An 18,747-nucleotide genomic window follows, 5' to 3' on the forward strand; every position below is an offset into this window, starting at 1 on the left:
CGGAGAGAAAAACAAGCAAGGTTTTTAAAATTGCTATTAGGTGCATGAATTTACATAACTTTTCCTATAAATTCTTATTATTTTTTTTATTATTGATTAAACTTTTAGTTATGCCTTAATACAAAAAATATAATTTTATTTCAAAATAGTTAAATTATTTATATGTTTTTCAAAAACTTAGGATTTATTTGTTTTTTCATTCCTTTTATTTCTTTAATTTTTGGTCTAAACATGCAAAAAAACAGCTTATTCTTTAAGCTCTTACACCTCCAATAAACATAAAATCCCCAGTCATTTTCTAATGGTTGCATCCCCATTAAGACTTGTAATCTCCGTAAATTCGCCCAATATTAGCTGCATCTCCCTCGCCTCTGATGTGTTATGCCTGAATTACCAGAAGTAGAAACCACCAAAACCAGTTTATTACCCTTGTTAGAACAACGTGTAAAACGGGTTGAAATCCGTCAGTCAAGTTTGCGTTGGCCCATTCCCGAAAATATACAAAAGCTGGTCGGGCAGAAATTACTCAACCTGTCGCGCCGTTCCAAATATATTCTGGCTGAGTTTGAGCACGACACCATGCTCTGGCATTTAGGCATGTCTGGCAGCTTTCGTTTGTGTGAAACAACTGAAGAATTACGCAAACATGATCATCTGATTATTCAGTTTGATGATATTGAACTGCGTTATCATGATCCGCGTCGTTTTGGCTGTATTTTATGGCTGGATGCGCAGTCACAAAGCAAACTGATTGATACGCTGGGACCAGAACCCCTGAGTGAAAATTTTAATTCTCAGTATTTATTTGAAAAATTGAAAAATAAAAATGTTGGCACCAAAGTTGCGATTATGGATAACCATGTGGTGGTAGGTGTCGGCAATATTTATGCAACCGAAAGTCTGTTCAATATGGGCATTCATCCAGCACAACCCGCCTCGACTTTAAGCTTGGCACAGATCGAAAAATTAGTGCTGGAAATCAAGCGCATATTAAAACAGGCCATTGATTTAGGCGGGTCGACATTACGGGATTACACCAACGCCATGGGGGAAAATGGCTATTTTCAGCAAACGCTGCTGGCCTATGGTCGTGCCGGGGAAATGTGCGTGAACTGTGAGACCACGCTTGAAAATATTAAACTGGGACAACGTGCTTCTGTGTTCTGTCCAGAATGTCAGCCTTTGAAAAAGATGCAACTCCCTGTCAAAAAACTGGCAACTGTACGAGGGAAAAAGTCATGAAAACAGCCATTGTGCGTCATATTCTGGTTAAAGATAAAGAAACTGCCGAGCAGCTTAAAAAGAAGATTTTGAGTGGCGCTGACTTTAATAAAATCGCCAGACAATATTCAACCTGTAATTCTGCCAAGCGTGGCGGAGAACTGGGCGAAGTGAAAAAAGGCCAACTGGTGCCTGTCATTGATAAGCTGGTGTTTACGGCTGCTGAACGGGTCTTACATGGTCCGGTCAAAAGCCAGTTTGGTTTTCATTTGGTAGAAATTAAGTTCCGAATGGATTTTTAATCTTATAAATCTCTCCCCACCTCCCTTTAACAAAAGGGGGGATTTAGGCGGATTAAAAAAACGGCGCAAGAGGCGCCGTTTTTTATTTGTGTCAGAACGCTTATGCTTCAGGACGTTTTTTCAATTCATCACGAATTTCACGCAATAATTCGATATCTTCAGGGGTGGCTTCAGGTGCAGGTGCTTCTTCTGCCTGTTTACGACGAAGTTTATTCATCATTTTCACCAGTAAGAATACCACCCATGCCAACAACAGGAAATTAATCAGAATCGTTAGGAAGTTACCATAAGCAAATACATTCAGGCCTTCAGCCTGTGCATTTGTCAAAGAAGTGACATTATTAGGATTATCACCCAGTACCAGGAACCAGTTAGAATAGTCAACATCACCACCTAAAATCCAGCTAACGATTGGCATGATGATATCTTTTACAAAAGAGGCACTTGCAAAACTCCACAAACAGCCTGAATTAACATTTTTTGAAAAAAGTTGTAGATGTTAAAATGAGCTTCTAAACCAACACCCTAACATCTACAGCATGAATACTACATTAAGCCCTTTTCTCAAACAACGGTTTCAAGCCTTACAATACGAACTTATTCCTTTAGTCGCAGCCGATTTAGACGGCATCAGCTCAAAGCTCGAACGCATTATTCGTGTGCTCGAGTGGAGTGACATCGAATCCTTGGTATACCAATATCAAGGGTGTGCTGTGGGAAGACCTCCTGCTGACCGCTGCGCTTTGGCATGTGCCTTTATTGCAAAAGCTGAACTTGGTATCGTCACCACACGGGGCTTGATTGAACGCCTAGAAGTTGATCGTAGATTGCGGCGAATTTGCGGCTTCAATCTGTATAAAAAACTACCCAGCGAAGGGACATTTAGCCGTGTTTTTGCTGAATTTGCAGCGCGTAAACTAACCACTCGCGTTCATGAGCAGATGGTGAAGTCCAATCTTGCGGATACGTTAATCGGTCATATTAGCCGTGATGCAACCATGATTCCAGCACGCGAAGGTGTTGAGAAAATAGTTCTCCCTCCTGTTGTAAAACCGCCTGCCAAAAAACGAGGTCGCCCTGCATTCAACTCGCCTATGACCTTGACCACTAAAATATTAACTGCCATTCAGATTCAACTCACACAGACACTTCCTGAAATGCTCCGAGATTTACCTACGGGCTGTTCTGTTGGCACAAAAACGAACTCAAAAGGGTATTCTGAGAGTACCAAAGGCTACAAGCTTCATTTAGATACAGCATGTTGTGGTGTAGTGATCAGTGCTTATCTGACGGGTGCGGTCGTTCATGATAGTCGTGTTGCCCTGCCGTTATCGTTGATGAGTGAACAGCGTGTTACGGCATGTTATGAGCTGATGGATGCAGGTTATTGTAGTACGGATATTCGAGAGTTTGTGAGATCAAGAGGTCGTGTTCCGTTGATTGATCACAACAAGCGTCAGGGTGAAAAAATAGAATTTTGCAAAGCGGAAGCACAGCGATATAAAACCCGTAGCAGTGCTGAACGCAGTAATGCCCGTTTAAAGGATGAGTTTGGCGGTCGGGTGATTTATTATCGAGGTCACGCTAAGGTGATGAGTCATTTGATGTTTGGTTTGATTGCTCAAACAGCCGATCAATTGATGCGACTTTTGAGGTGACGACAAGGCAATTGATTAAGTGCTTAATGATTGAATATTTGACACAGGTCAACGCATCAGCTTGTTTAAGATATGGAGAAACAAGATGATTGATCCCTAAAATCATAGCGCAACTCGGGTTTGATTAAAAAAAAGCCTCTTTTTTAAGAGGAGCTACAGCTGTGTCGGCTGGGACAATAATTTTGCAAGTTCTTCTAGGGAATAAGCCATATTTTTGCTACAGTGAACCAAATTAAGATCATCTATTTACTAGGCCTCGCATTTGCGGGGTTTTTAATACTGAATAAAAGGAAAGCTTGATGGAATTGCCCAATATTATTCAACAATTTATTGGAAACAGCGTTTTAGAGCCAAATAAAATTGGTCAGTCGCCATCGGATGTTTATTCTTTTAATCGAAATAATGAAACTTTTTTTCTTAAGCGATCTAGCACTTTATATACAGCGACCACATACAGTGTTTCTCGTGAAGCGAAAATGTTGAGTTGGCTCTCTGAGAAGTTAAAGGTGCCTGAACTCATCATGACTTTTCAGGATGAGCAGTTTGAATTCATGATCACTAAAGCGATCAATGCAAAACCAATTTCAGCGCTTTTTTTAACAGACCAAGAATTGCTTGCTATCTATAAGGAGGTACTCAATCTGTTAAATTCAATTGCTATTATTGATTGTCCATTTATTTCAAACATTGATCATCGGTTAAAAGAGTCAAAATTTTTTATTGATAACCAACTCCTTGATGATATAGATCAAGATGATTTTGACGCTGAATTATGGGGAGACCATAAAACTTACCTAAGTCTATGGAATGAGTTAAATGAGACTCGTGTTGAAGAAAGATTGGTTTTTTCTCATGGCGATATCACGGATAGTAATATTTTTATAGATAAATTCAATGAAATTTATTTTTTAGATCTTGGCCGTGCTGGGTTAGCAGATGAGTTTGTAGATATATCCTTTGTTGAACGTTGCCTAAGAGAGGATGCATCGGAGGAAACTGCTAAAATATTTTTAAAGCATTTAAAAAATGATAGACCTGACAAAAGGAATTATTTTTTAAAACTTGATGAATTGAATTGATTCCAAGCATTTTCTAAAAATACTTAATTGTCATTTTACGTCGATTCTTTGGACCGTAGATGCAGAACAAGATCGTGAAAGAATTTATGATTATCTTGATGAAAGAAATCCAATTGCTGCAATTGAATTGGATGATTTAATTCGGGAAAAAGTTAGTTTGCTTGCTCATAATAATCTCATGGGGAGAACTGGACAGAAAAAAGGAACAAGAGAGTTAGTTGTTCATCCTCACTATGTTGTGGTGTATGACATTACTGAAAATGTGCGTATTTTGAGGGTTTTACATACATCACAACAAATTTCTTGAAAATTTAGTCATGACTAAATTTCAGCAAACTATTTTCTTGTAGATATTTCATAATTAACTTCAATAAGTCACGTTGCTTTTTACTTCTTCTGACTGGCTTATTTGAAATTAGAAAGACATCAATATATCCAAGTTCCATATGGTATGGGTTATCTGTTATTTCTAAAATAATCGGGAATATTCCATGATCACCTGAAAATACAGCAATACAGCTTCTATTTTCATATTTGGGACTAATCATTACATCAAAATCTATGTGGTCGTATGATTCATCAGGGTGATTTGTGGTTGTATTTACATAAGTTTCTAAGAATTTTTTGATAAAAGTATTTTTATTCATTGTTTTTTATCTCTTAAATCCAGCTTTTTCTAAGATTGGATAAAGTTCCCTAAATTTTTCAGGTTGTAAAAGCATATCTGCAATACGAATAGCAAACTGTTGGTAGCTTTCGGTTCCTTGTGAATACTTAGACATTTCGGGAATTTCAGACATTTTATTTGCAAATAGATGGCGCTGTGCATCGGTCATTTGGATAAAAAAATCAGGAGTATTAGTGTCGCGCTTTGGATCAATCAGTTTTTCAATTTTAGGCTGTTGCTTCTGTTTAAATCTAAATGAAAAGCCTGAAATAGTACGTCCTTTTTTATGTTGATCATACGACACAGTTATATCAGTGTGTCCGTTAATTTGTTTAATTGCCGGTTCTAATACACGCCTTTTAAATAACTCCATTCTTTGATATTCATCAGGTTCAACACCTATTTTTTTCCGAAAATCAGACAATTCAATAAGTGGCATTTTACCAATCTCACGCCATGCAATCAGTAATTCATACAAGCGAATTGCATATTTACTGGTGAGCTGAGCTATCTGCTTGAATTGGTAGTATGTAAACCGTTCTTCTAGTCGAGTAATCAGTGGTACTACATCTGGAGCAAAAGTAATTGCTAGTGTTGCAAAATCATCGGCATATGCAATCCGACTAACCCAACGAGATTTAAACATATATATTTTTAGTTGCGGGTAATCATGTACTTGTTTTGTATAGTAAAATTTTCTTTCAAAAAGAGTATTAGCTGCTTCTTTAAGAGCTTTATATGCAGCATCAATTGTTACGTTAAATCTGTCGGCATACTCTTTTGCATGTATTTCAATTGTACTGTCCGCTGTAATACCTAGTCCAGATTCTCTTGCAGACATGATCGCTAATAAAATGAGCCTTTGTTCGGTTAACTCAAGATTGTAGCTAGCATTAATCAGAGCATTATCTTTAACTATTAATTCATTTTTCATATTAAAAATACAATTGCATTATTATATTTAGCACCATATTTTATTTATGGTGTTAAATCAATAGAATTTGGTGTTTTATTTAATAGAATTTGGTGCTTTATCTAATAGAATTTGGTGCTTTATCTAATAGAATTTGGTGTCATATACTAGCTGTATCCCAAGCCCTGTGCGGATTTCATCCAGTCTAAAAGTATTTAAAAGCTTTAAAATATATTAAAAGCCCAAAAGAATAAAAATCAAAGGCTATGGCACTCGCTTCGCTCGTGTCGTTTCAAGAGCAAAAGCAAAGTCAAAAGCACTGATAATGTATTCGCTATGCTCATACTTTTTGAAAAGCAAAAGCTTCAATGTGTCGCTCGTAGACACTCGCTAAAAACTATCTCCAGTAATTTAAAAAAAGCAAAAGCGGTTTTTCAGAGAGGGGAGTAAGCGAATTTTCTTTGTGTCACTCGTAGACACTCGTTAAAGATAGCGATTAAACGCAAAAAAAGCGGCACTATGGAGGTTTTTATTATTTTTTTAATCTACCCTACGTTGTGCATTTAAAAATCGCTTAAAACGCAAATGGTGGGCAATTAAATGAATTCTAGTTGTTGAGTGGAAAAACCCAGCCTCTTAAAGAGGACTGGGTTCTTAAAAACCGCTAATTTGTACGTATTTATACTGCAACGACAGTTTGAAAATATCATTGTCTGCCAAGACAACTAATTTTCACGATTGTAGAATCGTTTTAAGACAGTTTTTTCGGTAAATCATGCTAGCCAAAGCATGTTGATACCACTCGAATATTACCGAAAAAAATCTGTTTTCAATCACCTTAAACATCACCAACTTATCGGCATAGACTTTCCCAATTATCACCACTTACGTTTTTATTCGCTCGGAGTGACTGCAACCCTTAAAGATTAAGGGTTTTGTACTTGTCTGATTCTCTAACACTTCTAAAGATCGTCACCGATCACCACCTCGTTGTTTGCCTAGAATCGCTTTTCTGTGAACTAATCAATCAGAAATTAAATATCTACAACTCAAACGGTGTGAAGTGCGCCCACGTTAGTCTTATTTGTCTTGATGAGTAGTACGCTTATCTCTAACTTAACTAAACTCAATTCCATGTTCACCCAACCGCAGTTCCAAGTCTTGTCGGGGTTATATTGTCTAGTTAAATCAATAAGGTAAAGCACTTACTCTACGCATATCGACTGCCATCAACTATTCTATAGTTGTGTGTTGACAGAGCCGACCTTACAGGCTTGAGCTATCCATTGACCGCCAGAGCAAATTGCAACGTATCTCTACGAATTCAGCAATTCACCATGACGTGCCGAGAAATCCAGTTTAACACCTCATTCCCCTGTGACCTCACGATCACCTCAAAAGCCCACCTGTGCGCCTTGACTATGCCCTTACGAAGCATCTGCCAAGCGGTTATTAACGCCATTACTCAATCCTTGAGATGACTATCCGTAACAAATAAAACAGGGTTAATTCACTAAGTTACCAGTCGCATGTTTAAAACGCTGATAACCCGTTAATGCCCGTGTCCGTGTCGCCCTACTAGCATCCTGTAAAAACAGGAACATAACTTTTGTAACAGGTAGAAAGAGGGACTCACACCCTCTAGCCCCTATCGTAGCCGCACCAACTACCTTTCGGACGTATGCAGCTTCACCGATAAAACTTTTCACAACTTGGCACGTTGCGAAAAGGGGCGATGTTGTTTGTTCATGGTTGGCAATCCATGAACAAACAATTTAAGGAAAATTGAATGTATGGATTGGCAGTCCAACTGAAAAACAATATCTACAAAACCCATCTTATGCGTAGCAGATACCGTGTCAAGTCAAATTTCGGAACTGCTTATTATGCGATAGCATAATCTGGTTATAAATTCCGAAAAGCAGTTCTTTAAATATAACTATTAAAAAAATCCTCAGAATCCCTTTAAGAATCTACAAATGAGGGTATATTGATAATTAAATTTTTGGACTAAATAAGAAAAAATGATTTATTACACCACTGGTACGAAAGAGCTAACCCATACCGTATTGGCTTGTTTTTCGAAGGGCTATGATTTTGCGGTTTTAGTTAAACCGACAAATTTTAGTAATGCAGAATCCATGCTTGAAAAGTGGAATGACCGCTATGGTTTGCTAAATACACCACAACAGCAATATCGAAAATTCTTATCCGGACAAAGTACATTTTGTTGCATCGTTGCGAATGGCGGTTGTTTTCAGAAAGAAAATCTAACCGAAGCTGATTTTTATCGTTACTTGCGTGATAAATCGAAAAATGAAAATAAGTTATATACCCTTAGACCCCCGACTTTGCTTTTGCTTTGTCGAGTAAATGACTTGCTGCTACGCTTGCCCGATGGTGAGATTATCCAAAATAAATATGACCATCTTGATTATTTAAATGATCAAATTTCTAAGCAAGTTAAAGGCGCTGAAACCTTTGGAAAGATAACCCTAACAGTGGGCGATTATGTATTTTTGCAACTGACAAAAAGAGCCAAAAGCATCAAAGAGTTGCAGGAAATCGGTTTAAGTGAAAATACTAGGCATGCAACAAATTTTACATGGCGATTAAATCAAGATGCCTTTGAAGCTGTGCGCCAGCGTGGCGTTAACTTGGTGAATAGCTTTCAAAAAAATAAGTCTAATACTGATGTAAAAGAGCATTTTGAAAAGTATCTTCTCAGTCTAGAGGGATACATTGGTTATCGTGGTGTACGTGTGCAGATCGGCAAACTATACGGCATGTTCACCGCCTATTTTCAGTCAAAAATGAATCGCAGTTTTTTAAGTGCAGGTGGACGAAAGTTAAACCTAAGCTATGTCCGTGCTTCAACGCCAAAAATTAAAAATAATAGTGAAATCCATACATATTTCAGGGCCATTAAAGATCAAGCCAATCAAAGTTCAAGAGAGTTACTTTTGACTTGGAAAAGCAGTGATGACGGTAAGAAGTTTTTACAGCGCAAAAGTCCTGATGGCTACGTTTACAACGATAGTTACTACAAGGATATTGAGTGATGGTTAAAACTCCTTATTTTAATAAGCGCAGATGGCTTGAGAGCCGACAGGATGAAATCACCGAGCTGTATCGCACTGGTAAAAGTTGGCGTGAAATAGTCGAACATTTGAAAAATTCTCATGCAATGCCCTTTCCACTGACGGAACCCGATTTTTTTAAGTATTGTGATTTTTTACTTGATGAAGTTGGAACTAGCCATTTTGAGGAAAATATTGAGTTACAGCGACAGCTCACCGACTTAAAAAAGCAATTTTCTACAATAGAGGAATCTAAAACATCTCTACAGCAAGAGAATGAAAAACTTAAAGATAACAATATAAAACTGACTGCTAGAGTGAAGCAGTTTATTGAAGAATCTAAAGAGCAAGATCAGTTTTTTGAGGAACTTCAAGCCAGTAATTCTGAACAAGCCAACAAACTGATTCAACAGATCAATTTAAATAAACAACTGGAGCAATCCAATACTGAGTTATCACTTAAAAATGAACAGCAAGCAGGAAAGTTGGAAAAAATTTCAAAATATATGGATACGATTCAAACCGAGATAGATAAATTTTCAAAGTCAGAGCAAGCACTTAAACAGGATGTTTTAAAGGCTAAAAATACTAACTTTTGGCTGAAAATATTATTAGTGACCGTGATTGTTGGAATGGGTCTAGTTTTTAAAATTGTTAATTGAGAAGTAAGTTTTATGCAGAAAAGTGATGTGTTTTTTAAAGATTTTAAAATCAGTTTTATCGTGGCTGGCTTGGCTTTTACTGTCTTTTTTGCCATGGCGATTTTTTTCGAATTAGCTATGGGTGCAATATTTAAAATTGAGCCATCACAAGCCCGAATCTCTTTGTTTGTTGGTTTTTTCATGTTGGTTGGAGTGGGATTTTTCCTTTTCTCCAAGAATCGGCTAGGCAACAAAGTTGGTGGGATTGTAGTAACAGCAATACTTTCAGCCGTTTTTCTTAGTTTGAAATTCTATTATTTTTAGGAATATATAGAATGAAAAAATATGGCGTTGAAATTGTTGATCGTCCCAAGATTAAACCCATCAAAGAGCTTGATTTGACAGGGATAGAGGGCGAAAAACTTGTCAGATTACTGACCAAAAAGATTCTAATCCGACATGAAAAAACCTTTAAACGGTTGGCTGATATGTGATGGATACAGAAAAGGTTATTGAGATTGGTATCTCAACCAATTAATTCACTTTGTGTTATATTAGATTTCAAATGTAACACATTGGAGTGGATACCATGTCTGAAGCAACTTTCACATTCCGAGTCGAGGAATCGTTAAAACAAGATTTTTCTAGTTTTGCTAAAAGTCTTGATCGTAGTGGAGCGCAATTATTACGTGATTTCATGCGTGATTTTGTCAAACAGCAACAGGAAGCCGCATCTTATGATGCATGGTTTCAACAACAAGTCCAAATTGGCTTAGACCAAGCGAATGCAGGAAATCTTATTTCGCATGAGGACGTAGAAGCAAAGTTCGCAGCAAAACGAGCTGCAACCTTGGCACGATTGGCTGCTAATAAATAATGAAGATTGAGGCACTTGCAAAACTCCACAAACAGCCTGAATTAACATTTTTTGAAAAAAGTTGTAGATGTTAAAATGAGCTTCTAAACCAACACCCTAACATCTACAGCATGAATACTACATTAAGCCCTTTTCTCAAACAACGGTTTCAAGCCTTACAATACGAACTTATTCCTTTAGTCGCAGCCGATTTAGACGGCATCAGCTCAAAGCTCGAACGCATTATTCGTGTGCTCGAGTGGAGTGACATCGAATCCTTGGTATACCAATATCAAGGGTGTGCTGTGGGAAGACCTCCTGCTGACCGCTGCGCTTTGGCATGTGCCTTTATTGCAAAAGCTGAACTTGGTATCGTCACCACACGGGGCTTGATTGAACGCCTAGAAGTTGATCGTAGATTGCGGCGAATTTGCGGCTTCAATCTGTATAAAAAACTACCCAGCGAAGGGACATTTAGCCGTGTTTTTGCTGAATTTGCAGCGCGTAAACTAACCACTCGCGTTCATGAGCAGATGGTGAAGTCCAATCTTGCGGATACGTTAATCGGTCATATTAGCCGTGATGCAACCATGATTCCAGCACGCGAAGGTGTTGAGAAAATAGTTCTCCCTCCTGTTGTAAAACCGCCTGCCAAAAAACGAGGTCGCCCTGCATTCAACTCGCCTAAGACCTTGACCACTAAAATATTAACTGCCATTCAGATTCAACTCACACAGACACTTCCTGAAATGCTCCGAGATTTACCTACGGGCTGTTCTGTTGGCACAAAAACGAACTCAAAAGGGTATTCTGAGAGTACCAAAGGCTACAAGCTTCATTTAGATACAGCATGTTGTGGTGTAGTGATCAGTGCTTATCTGACGGGTGCGGTCGTTCATGATAGTCGTGTTGCCCTGCCGTTATCGTTGATGAGTGAACAGCGTGTTACGGCATGTTATGAGCTGATGGATGCAGGTTATTGTAGTACGGATATTCGAGAGTTTGTGAGATCAAGAGGTCGTGTTCCGTTGATTGATCACAACAAGCGTCAGGGTGAAAAAATAGAATTTTGCAAAGCGGAAGCACAGCGATATAAAACCCGTAGCAGTGCTGAACGCAGTAATGCCCGTTTAAAGGATGAGTTTGGCGGTCGGGTGATTTATTATCGAGGTCACGCTAAGGTGATGAGTCATTTGATGTTTGGTTTGATTGCTCAAACAGCCGATCAATTGATGCGACTTTTGAGGTGACGACAAGGCAATTGATTAAGTGCTTAATGATTGAATATTTGACACAGGTCAACGCATCAGCTTGTTTAAGATATGGAGAAACAAGATGATTGATCCCTAAAATCATAGCGCAACTCGGGTTTGATTAAAAAAAAGCCTCTTTTTTAAGAGGAGCTACAGCTGTGTCGGCTGGGACAATAATTTTGCAAGTTCTTCAAAAGAATCAATAATTTTACCAAATGCTCCACCAATAATGACACCGACCGCGAGGTCCATCACATTGCCTTTGACAGCAAACTCTTTAAATTCTTGAATAATACTCATTTTTTCTCCAATAATTCATTTTAAAGTTTGTGATGAATTATACATTAATTATAAGTGATTTCATTTTCACATAAGGTGATGTTTTTTATAAGATTTATCGTTCTAGTTAAAATTTTAATACAAAAAAAACCGCAATCTTTGAAAAGATTGCGGCTTTAGGAATCTTAGATCAATAATCTACAGATTATTTACCTGAACGGTTACGTTTACGTTCGTTTTCAGTCAAATAACGCTTACGGATACGGATTGACTTCGGTGTTACTTCAACTAGTTCGTCATCTTCAATGAATTCAAGCGCTTGTTCAAGCGTATATTCAACTGCAGGAACAAGTGTTAATGCTTCATCAGTACCAGATGCACGTACGTTGGTTAACTGTTTTGCCTTAGTCGGGTTCACAGTCATGTCGTCAGAACGTGAGTTAATACCAATAATCATACCTTCGTAAACTTCTAACTGAGGCTTAGCGAATAGACGACCACGGTCTTGTAATGTGAACAATGCATAGCCCAGGCAAGTACCTTGAACCATAGAGATCAACACACCGTTTTGACGTTTCGCAACTTGACCTTGTTTCATTGGACCATAATGCGAGAAGCTTGATGTCATGATACCCGTACCTGAAGTCATCGTCATGAATTCAGAACGGAAACCGATCAAGCCACGTGAAGGAACAGTTGCTTCAATACGGATACGGCCTTTACCGTCAACTTCCATATTGGTCATCTCGCCTTTACGGCTGCCCATTTGCTCCATTACAGAACCTTGGTGCTGTTCTTCAACGTCAAAAGTCACGTTTTCGTACGGTTCTTGCATTTGACCGTCAATTTCTTTCAAGATGACTTGCGGACGAGATACACCCATCTCGAAGCCTTCACGGCGCATGTTCTCAATTAAAACTGAAAGGTGAAGTTCACCACGGCCAGATACTTTGAAACGGTCAGGACTGTCAGTGTCTTCAACACGTAATGCGACGTTGTGGATCAATTCGCGATCTAGACGCTCACGAATGTTACGTGAAGTTACGAATTTACCTTCTTTACCAGCAAACGGTGAGTTGTTTACCTGGAATGTCATTGTGACTGTAGGTTCATCTACAGAAAGCGGTGGAAGCGCTTCAACAGCTTTCGGATCACAAATCGTGTCAGAAATGTTCAATGCATCAATACCCGTTACGCAAACGATATCACCTGCATTGGCTTCTTCGATGTCCACACGGTCTAAACCATGATAACCCATGATTTTTAAGATACGACCGTTACGTGTTTTGCCTTCTTTATCGATTACAGTCACTTGCGTGTTCAATTTAACTGAACCACGTTGAATACGACCAACACCGATAACGCCTACGAAGCTGTTATAGTCAAGTGAAGACACTTGCATTTGGAATGGACCATCAACGTCAACTGCTGGCGGTTCAACGATGTCTACAATTGTTTGGAACAATGGCGTCATGTCGTCAGCAAGTTCTTCTGGAGAAGGACCCGCCACACCACGAAGACCAGATGCATAAACGACCGGGAAGTCTAACTGTTCGTCAGAACCACCCAAGTTATCGAACAAATCGAATACCTGGTCAATCACCCAGTCTGGACGTGCGCTTGGCTTATCAACTTTGTTAATAATTACGATTGGCTTCAAACCACGTGCGAACGCTTTTTGCGTTACGAAACGTGTTTGTGGCATCGGGCCTTCTTGTGAATCGACAAGAAGAAGTACGCAGTCAACCATCGACATTACACGTTCAACTTCACCACCGAAGTCGGCGTGTCCCGGGGTGTCCACGATGTTAATGCGATATTCAGTATTGGTACGTGCATCCGTCCATTTAATTGCAGTGTTTTTTGCAAGAATGGTAATACCACGTTCACTTTCGATAGCGCCAGAATCCATGACACGCTCAATCTCACCCGCGCGATCACCGAGAGCACCTGATTGTTGCAAAAGTTTGTCTACAAGAGTGGTTTTACCATGATCGACGTGCGCAATAATGGCGATGTTACGGAGAGTTTTAATATCTGACATGTAAATTCAATGCGTATGTAATTTGAGGGCAAATTATACAGAAAAATACAAAACTTTTATAGTCACTGTTACCACACTCCTCAACTTTTTTTAAGGAGATGGGCTTTTTTTGATTTTGTAAAGGCGTGTAACTCGATTAGAATAGCGCCACCCTGCCTTAATTTGCATTGACACATGTCTGATTTTAATCAATCTCCTCCTCCTAAAGATCAACTCGACCTGGTATATGGTCTGGATGATCGTCCAAAACCATTTATTGCTTTTTTAGCTGCATTCCAACATTTATTGGCAATTATTGTCCCGATCGTGACCCCTGGCTTGCTAATTTGTCTGGCACTTGGGGTATCCAAAGAAGACACCAACATGATTTTATCCATGTCTCTGGTGATCTCAGGTATCGCGACTTTTTTACAGTCTAAAAAAGTCGGACCTTTTGGTGCCGGTCTGTTGATTGTTCAGGGAACCAGCTTTAACTTTATCGGCCCAATTATTGGTATTGGTTCAGCCATGGTTGCTGCCGGTACGCCAGTTGAGTCAGTCATGGCAGCAATTTTTGGTGTGGTGATTGCAGGTGCATTTATTGAAATGGGCGTGTCCCAGATTCTGCCTTGGATAAAAAAACTGATTACCCCTTTGGTGACCGGGATTGTCGTCCTTCTGATTGGTTTAACCTTAATTAAAGAAGGTCTAATCAGTATGGGCGGTGGTTATCAGGCCATGAGCGATAAAACTTTTGCCAATGCAGACAACCTAATCATGTCCTGCACAGTCTTGGCGCTGATCATTATCCTGAACCGTATCCGGATTACCTGGGTAAAAAGTTCTGCCATTTTGATCGCCCTGGTTTGTGGTTATATTCTGGCCGGCTTTATGGGCCATCTGGATTTTTCCGGCTTAAAAGATGCCCCACTGGTACAGATTCCAACTCCAATGCATTTCGGTTTAAGCTTCTCCTGGAGCCTGTTTATTCCGATGGCATTCATTTATCTGGTGACCTCTTTAGAAGCGATTGGCGATATCACGGCGACCTCGAAGCTTTCTAACCAGCCGGTCGATGGGCCAAAATGGATGCAACGCATTAAAGGCGGTGTATTGGTTAACGGTGCCAATTCATTCCTTGCCGGTATTTTTAACACCTTCCCAAGTTCGGTATTTGCACAAAATAACGGTGTGATTCAGTTGACGGGTGTAGCGAGCCGTTATGTCGGCATCTGGATTGCTGCTTTACTGATCATTCTGGGTTTGCTGCCTGCGGTTGCCGGGATTATCCAGGCGGTTCCGCAAGCGGTACTGGGTGGTGCAGTGATGGTGATGTTTGGTGCAGTAGCAGCTTCTGGCATTAATATTCTGTCTGGCGTACATCTGGACCGCCGTGCCCTGCTGATTATTGCGATTTCACTGGCACTGGGTTTAGGTGTTGCACAAGTTCCACAAATTCTTGAGCATCTTCCTGAGTTATTCCGTAATATCTTTAGCTCAGGCGTTGCTACTGGCGGTATTGCTGCCCTTATTCTGAATGTTGTACTTCCTGAAACAAAGAAGTAATTTCATGTCCAAAGAACACTGTCTAGGTCAGACTTAGGCAGTGTTCTTTATATTGGAGAGATACCTATGGATCCTAAAAGCGAAGTTTTATTAAGACAATATGATTTTTTGTCGGGTCGCATCTTACTCATTAATGCACCGACAGATGATCTACTCGCTGAATTCGATGCCTCTATCAATCCCGCTGTCTGGACATGGAATTTTAATGATTTTCACTATTTCCAGTCGCAACAAGCAGATGTCCACTTTGGCGCAGAGATGCCTGAAGCTGAGTTTGATCAGGCGGTTATTTTTGTACCCAAGTCTAAAGAACTGCTCAATTATTTACTGCATAATGTGGCAGCACAACTTAAACCGGGCAGCAGTATTTTTCTGGTCGGTGAAAAGAAAGGCGGGATAGAACGTGCAGCCAAACAGTTGCAGCCTTATGGTAAAACCCTCAAACTGGATAGTGCACGTCATTGCCAGCTTTGGCAACTGGTTCTAGACCACACGGTCGAGAAAAAATCACTTGCAGACTGGGCACAGCGTTATAGCATCTCGTCCCCGAATGGTGACCTGAATATTTGTGCCCTGCCGGGCGTGTTTAGTCAAAACCGTTTAGATATTGGGACTGCCACCTTATTACCTTATTTGTCACAAGTTACCTCGGGTAAAATCGCTGACTTTGGTTGTGGCGCAGGTGTGATTAGTGCGTATCTGGCAAAGTTGAATCCGAAAAACCGGATTTTTGCCATGGATGTTGATGCCTTTGCGCTGGCCTCCACCCAAATGACCTTTGATGAAAACCAGCTTAGCCCTGAACAGATCGAAATTAAAGCGGTCACTGGCATTGCTGATGCACCCTTGTTCTTGCATGCCATTGTCAGTAATCCGCCTTTTCATATGGGAATCGAGACCGATTACACGGCCAGCGAAACCTTGTGTAAAACTTCGCGTCGTCATTTAAAATCAGGTGGCGAGCTTTGGATCGTGGCCAACCGTTTCTTAAACTACCCGACCCTGATTGAACAAAACTTTGGTCGCTGCACAGTGAAAGCGGATCAACAAGGCTTTAAAGTGCTGTTCGCTAGCACACAAAAAAATGTTAAGGAATCGTGATGAGCGAAACGCAAAATACGATGCAGCTGCAGCGTAAGCTGGGTGCTCGTCATCTGAATATGATCGCCATTGGCGGATCCATCGGTACAGGTCTATTCCTGGCCTCGGGTGCGACCATTGCCAATGCCGGGCCAGGCGGAGCACTACTTGCTTATGCACTGATTGGTGTCATGATTTATTTCTTGATGACCAGTTTGGGCGAACTCGCTACGCATAATCCTACCTCGGGTGCATTTTTCACTTATGGCACTAAATATGTCGAGGGCGGTTTTGGTTTCGCTTTGGGCTGGAACTACTGGTACAACTGGGCCATTACCGTAGCTTTTGAGCTGGTTGCCGTTCAGTTCATCATGAAATTCTGGTTTCCCGATATTCCTGGTGTTTATTGGAGTGCAATTTTCCTGGCCATTATTTTTGGGATTAATGCCCTGACAGTTAAAGGCTTTGGTGAATCTGAATTCTTCTTCTCTCTGGTGAAAGTTGTCGCGATTATTGCCTTTATCATTATCGGTATCTGGATGATCGTGAAGATTATGCTGACCCCAGGCGCAGAAGCATTTGCCAACTGGAGTATTGGTGACGCACCTTTTGTCGGTGGTTTCCAAGCCTTAATTGGCGTGGCGATGATTGCAGGATTCTCCTTTCAGGGAACCGAAATGGTCGGGGTGGCTGCGGGCGAATCGAAAGATCCAAAGAAAACCATTCCGGTGGCAATCAAGCAGATTTTCTGGCGTATCCTGTTGTTTTATATCGTGTGTATTTTCATTATCGGCACATTGATTGCCTACAATGACCCACGCTTATTACAGGCGGCTGCGACCGACAATATTGCGCTTTCTCCTTTTACCCTGCTCTATGAAAAGGCCGGCTTTGCCTTTGCTGCGAGCATTATGAATGCGGTGATTTTGACAGCCATTCTGTCTGCGGGTAACTCAGGCATGTATTCATCTACACGCATGCTATTTGATATGGCACGTAAAGGTAGTGCGCCAAAACTGTTTGGCCGTCTGGATCCACGTGGTGTACCGATGAATGCCCTATATGCCACCACTGCAATCGCAGCACTGTGTTTCCTGACCACCTTCTTCGGTGAACAGGAAGTCTTTAACTGGCTACTCAATATGTCGGGCATGTGCGGCTTTATTGTCTGGCTCGGGATTGCGATTTCACACTATCGCTTCCGCAAAGGTTACTTGGCTCAAGGCTACAAACTGGAAGATCTGGCTTATCGCGCCAAGTTCTTCCCCTTTGCTCCTTGGTTTGCTTTTATTCTCTGTGCGATTGTCGTCCTTGGTCAAAACTATCAGGATGTTCTGGCAGGTCAATGGATGGGGGTTCTCTCGACCTATATCAGTATTCCATTGTTCTTGGCAATCTGGTTCGGATACAAATGGAAGAAAAAATCCAAACTGGTGTCTTATCAAGAGATGGATGTACAACCTATGAAACTTGATCAGGAATAAACCATCAGAAATTAAAAAATCAGCCTACGGGCTGATTTTTTAATTTCTTAGATTAGTTATGCCGCATGACAAAATTACGGTCATCAATCACAATCACTTGCTGACAGATCCCCTCTGCCTGACGCTGCTGCTCGAATACATCTGCCGGCATCGCATCAAAACTGTCAAAGAAACTGATCTCATGTTCATCTATTGCATAGATCAATGAATGATTACCGACCCCTTCTAAGGTATCGTAGAAAACAATCACGAAACGGCCTGCTTCCACCTGCTGCTGGATTTCTGCACAAGAGATCACACGCTCTTCAACAGGTATTTTAAGTGTCTGTGCTTGTTGATAAAAATCAAGCTCGACTGGCTGTTTATCTGCATCATATTCGCTAAAAAAAGCAACATCCAGTCCCAGCGTCTGCAAAGCCACTGTAAGGGCAATAGTTGAAGTTCCCATTTCCGGATTGTGACGACAGAGCTGAACCAAGTCCGGAATATGCAGGTCAATTCCATAATGATGGAAAATCATCCAGATCGAGAAAATTCCGCTATTGGCTTCCAGATTTTGTAAATCTTCAGGAATTTCAACACCCATGTTATCACTCAATTACATCTTTAATGACTCAGTGTAGTCAAAATTCAGATATAAAAAAA

Annotated in this window: 18 protein-coding genes and 2 pseudogenes; 14 read left to right on the top strand and 6 right to left on the bottom strand. The window is 40.4% G+C overall.

The annotated features are described in order from the left end of the window. Window positions 1-381: 381 nt before the first annotated feature. Window positions 382-1,242 (top strand): bifunctional DNA-formamidopyrimidine glycosylase/DNA-(apurinic or apyrimidinic site) lyase, encoded by an 861-nt coding sequence (gene mutM / locus FTU82_RS08475; RefSeq protein ID WP_005097991.1) that lies wholly within the window; start codon window positions 382-384, stop codon window positions 1,240-1,242. Beyond that, complete coding sequence (locus tag FTU82_RS08480; protein WP_005097992.1) at window positions 1,239-1,523, top strand: peptidylprolyl isomerase; 285 nt, start codon at window positions 1,239-1,241, stop codon at window positions 1,521-1,523. The genes mutM and FTU82_RS08480 overlap by 4 nt, the downstream gene beginning before the upstream one ends. Window positions 1,524-1,623: 100 nt before the next feature. Here the strand turns inward: FTU82_RS08480 and FTU82_RS08485 are convergent. Next, a pseudogene (locus tag FTU82_RS08485) lies at window positions 1,624-1,962 on the bottom strand (MscL family protein); the annotation flags it as partial. Between the two features lie 100 nt (window positions 1,963-2,062). Between FTU82_RS08485 and FTU82_RS08490 the strand changes: the two are divergent. From FTU82_RS08490 to FTU82_RS08500, 3 genes are all read left to right on the top strand, one after another. Then, window positions 2,063-3,181, top strand: coding sequence for a transposase (locus FTU82_RS08490; protein WP_180101245.1), 1,119 nt, complete (start codon window positions 2,063-2,065; stop codon window positions 3,179-3,181). Between the two features lie 299 nt (window positions 3,182-3,480). Next, window positions 3,481-4,260, top strand: a complete 780-nt coding sequence (locus tag FTU82_RS08495; RefSeq protein WP_058199817.1) for an APH(3')-VI family aminoglycoside O-phosphotransferase — start codon at window positions 3,481-3,483, stop codon at window positions 4,258-4,260. 43 nt (window positions 4,261-4,303) lie between these two features. Continuing rightward, complete coding sequence (locus tag FTU82_RS08500; RefSeq protein ID WP_125728846.1) at window positions 4,304-4,567, top strand: type II toxin-antitoxin system RelE/ParE family toxin; 264 nt, start codon at window positions 4,304-4,306, stop codon at window positions 4,565-4,567. A 4-nt stretch (window positions 4,568-4,571) separates the two neighbouring features. Here FTU82_RS08500 and FTU82_RS08505 read toward each other — a convergent pair whose 3' ends face one another. Both FTU82_RS08505 and repM read right to left on the bottom strand, forming a co-directional pair. Then, a complete protein-coding gene (locus FTU82_RS08505; RefSeq protein ID WP_046661254.1) occupies window positions 4,572-4,907 on the bottom strand; it encodes a hypothetical protein in 336 nt (111 codons plus the stop codon). Window positions 4,908-4,913: 6 nt separating this feature from the next. Continuing rightward, window positions 4,914-5,861: a replication initiation protein RepM gene (repM, locus tag FTU82_RS08510; protein ID WP_130114554.1), complete on the bottom strand. Its 948-nt coding sequence runs from the start codon at window positions 5,859-5,861 to the stop codon at window positions 4,914-4,916. A gap of 2,003 nt (window positions 5,862-7,864) precedes the next feature. Here repM and FTU82_RS08515 point away from each other — a divergent pair. The 6 genes from FTU82_RS08515 (at window position 7,865) to FTU82_RS08540 (ending at window position 11,667) form a co-directional block, all read left to right on the top strand. Beyond that, a complete protein-coding gene (locus FTU82_RS08515) occupies window positions 7,865-8,902 on the top strand; it encodes a hypothetical protein (protein ID WP_180101246.1) in 1,038 nt (345 codons plus the stop codon). Next, window positions 8,902-9,582, top strand: coding sequence for a hypothetical protein (locus FTU82_RS08520; RefSeq protein ID WP_180101247.1), 681 nt, complete (start codon window positions 8,902-8,904; stop codon window positions 9,580-9,582). Before FTU82_RS08515 ends, FTU82_RS08520 begins: the two co-directional genes overlap by 1 nt. A 12-nt stretch (window positions 9,583-9,594) precedes the next feature. Continuing rightward, entirely contained in the window at window positions 9,595-9,885 is a 291-nt protein-coding gene (locus tag FTU82_RS08525) for a hypothetical protein (protein ID WP_180101248.1), read from the top strand. Window positions 9,886-9,896: 11 nt separating this feature from the next. After that, complete coding sequence (locus FTU82_RS08530; protein ID WP_130114557.1) at window positions 9,897-10,055, top strand: acetyltransferase; 159 nt, start codon at window positions 9,897-9,899, stop codon at window positions 10,053-10,055. Window positions 10,056-10,150: 95 nt separating this feature from the next. Continuing rightward, on the top strand, window positions 10,151-10,438 hold the full coding sequence (locus FTU82_RS08535) for a CopG family ribbon-helix-helix protein (protein ID WP_130114556.1): 288 nt from the start codon (window positions 10,151-10,153) through the stop codon (window positions 10,436-10,438). A 110-nt stretch (window positions 10,439-10,548) separates the two neighbouring features. After that, on the top strand, window positions 10,549-11,667 hold the full coding sequence (locus FTU82_RS08540) for an IS1182 family transposase (RefSeq protein ID WP_004907341.1): 1,119 nt from the start codon (window positions 10,549-10,551) through the stop codon (window positions 11,665-11,667). Window positions 11,668-11,865: 198 nt separating this feature from the next. Here FTU82_RS08540 and FTU82_RS08545 read toward each other — a convergent pair. Together FTU82_RS08545 and typA are read right to left on the bottom strand one after the other, a co-directional pair. Beyond that, a pseudogene (locus tag FTU82_RS08545) lies at window positions 11,866-11,970 on the bottom strand (MscL family protein); the annotation flags it as partial. A gap of 184 nt (window positions 11,971-12,154) precedes the next feature. Further along, window positions 12,155-13,993, bottom strand: coding sequence for a translational GTPase TypA (typA, locus tag FTU82_RS08550; RefSeq protein ID WP_005097994.1), 1,839 nt, complete (start codon window positions 13,991-13,993; stop codon window positions 12,155-12,157). A 174-nt stretch (window positions 13,994-14,167) separates the two neighbouring features. Here typA and FTU82_RS08555 point away from each other — a divergent pair, with 174 nt between their 5' ends. From FTU82_RS08555 to FTU82_RS08565, 3 genes are all read left to right on the top strand, one after another. Continuing rightward, window positions 14,168-15,538 (top strand): uracil-xanthine permease family protein, encoded by a 1,371-nt coding sequence (locus tag FTU82_RS08555; protein WP_005097996.1) that lies wholly within the window; start codon window positions 14,168-14,170, stop codon window positions 15,536-15,538. A gap of 66 nt (window positions 15,539-15,604) precedes the next feature. After that, window positions 15,605-16,639 carry a methyltransferase gene (locus tag FTU82_RS08560; RefSeq protein ID WP_180101249.1) on the top strand — a complete coding sequence of 345 codons (1,035 nt, stop codon included), beginning with the start codon at window positions 15,605-15,607 and terminating at the stop codon, window positions 16,637-16,639. Then, window positions 16,639-18,102, top strand: coding sequence for an amino acid permease (locus tag FTU82_RS08565; protein WP_005097999.1), 1,464 nt, complete (start codon window positions 16,639-16,641; stop codon window positions 18,100-18,102). Before FTU82_RS08560 ends, FTU82_RS08565 begins: the two co-directional genes overlap by 1 nt. Window positions 18,103-18,154: 52 nt before the next feature. Here FTU82_RS08565 and FTU82_RS08570 read toward each other — a convergent pair whose 3' ends face one another. Further along, entirely contained in the window at window positions 18,155-18,688 is a 534-nt protein-coding gene (locus FTU82_RS08570; protein WP_100329173.1) for a peptidase C39, read from the bottom strand. Between the last annotated feature and the right edge of the window lie 59 nt (window positions 18,689-18,747).

The organism is Acinetobacter sp. YH12151, from assembly GCF_013418355.1.
Lineage (GTDB): Bacteria > Pseudomonadota > Gammaproteobacteria > Pseudomonadales > Moraxellaceae > Acinetobacter > Acinetobacter pseudolwoffii.

Excerpts from the sequence above, each read along its gene's own strand:
- FTU82_RS08505 (WP_046661254.1), bottom strand. The coding sequence starts at position 4,907 with ATGAATAAAAATACTTTTATCAAAAAATTCTTAGAAACTTATGTAAAT.
- typA (WP_005097994.1), bottom strand. The coding sequence starts at position 13,993 with ATGTCAGATATTAAAACTCTCCGTAACATCGCCATTATTGCGCACGTC.
- FTU82_RS08535 (WP_130114556.1), top strand. The coding sequence starts at position 10,151 with ATGTCTGAAGCAACTTTCACATTCCGAGTCGAGGAATCGTTAAAACAA.
- FTU82_RS08480 (WP_005097992.1), top strand. The coding sequence starts at position 1,239 with ATGAAAACAGCCATTGTGCGTCATATTCTGGTTAAAGATAAAGAAACT.
- FTU82_RS08540 (WP_004907341.1), top strand. The coding sequence starts at position 10,549 with ATGAATACTACATTAAGCCCTTTTCTCAAACAACGGTTTCAAGCCTTA.
- mutM (WP_005097991.1), top strand. The coding sequence starts at position 382 with ATGCCTGAATTACCAGAAGTAGAAACCACCAAAACCAGTTTATTACCC.
- FTU82_RS08525 (WP_180101248.1), top strand. The coding sequence starts at position 9,595 with ATGCAGAAAAGTGATGTGTTTTTTAAAGATTTTAAAATCAGTTTTATC.
- FTU82_RS08570 (WP_100329173.1), bottom strand. The coding sequence starts at position 18,688 with ATGGGTGTTGAAATTCCTGAAGATTTACAAAATCTGGAAGCCAATAGC.
- FTU82_RS08555 (WP_005097996.1), top strand. The coding sequence starts at position 14,168 with ATGTCTGATTTTAATCAATCTCCTCCTCCTAAAGATCAACTCGACCTG.
- FTU82_RS08560 (WP_180101249.1), top strand. The coding sequence starts at position 15,605 with ATGGATCCTAAAAGCGAAGTTTTATTAAGACAATATGATTTTTTGTCG.
- FTU82_RS08495 (WP_058199817.1), top strand. The coding sequence starts at position 3,481 with ATGGAATTGCCCAATATTATTCAACAATTTATTGGAAACAGCGTTTTA.
- FTU82_RS08490 (WP_180101245.1), top strand. The coding sequence starts at position 2,063 with ATGAATACTACATTAAGCCCTTTTCTCAAACAACGGTTTCAAGCCTTA.
- FTU82_RS08565 (WP_005097999.1), top strand. The coding sequence starts at position 16,639 with ATGAGCGAAACGCAAAATACGATGCAGCTGCAGCGTAAGCTGGGTGCT.
- repM (WP_130114554.1), bottom strand. The coding sequence starts at position 5,861 with ATGAAAAATGAATTAATAGTTAAAGATAATGCTCTGATTAATGCTAGC.
- FTU82_RS08520 (WP_180101247.1), top strand. The coding sequence starts at position 8,902 with ATGGTTAAAACTCCTTATTTTAATAAGCGCAGATGGCTTGAGAGCCGA.
- FTU82_RS08515 (WP_180101246.1), top strand. The coding sequence starts at position 7,865 with ATGATTTATTACACCACTGGTACGAAAGAGCTAACCCATACCGTATTG.
- FTU82_RS08530 (WP_130114557.1), top strand. The coding sequence starts at position 9,897 with ATGAAAAAATATGGCGTTGAAATTGTTGATCGTCCCAAGATTAAACCC.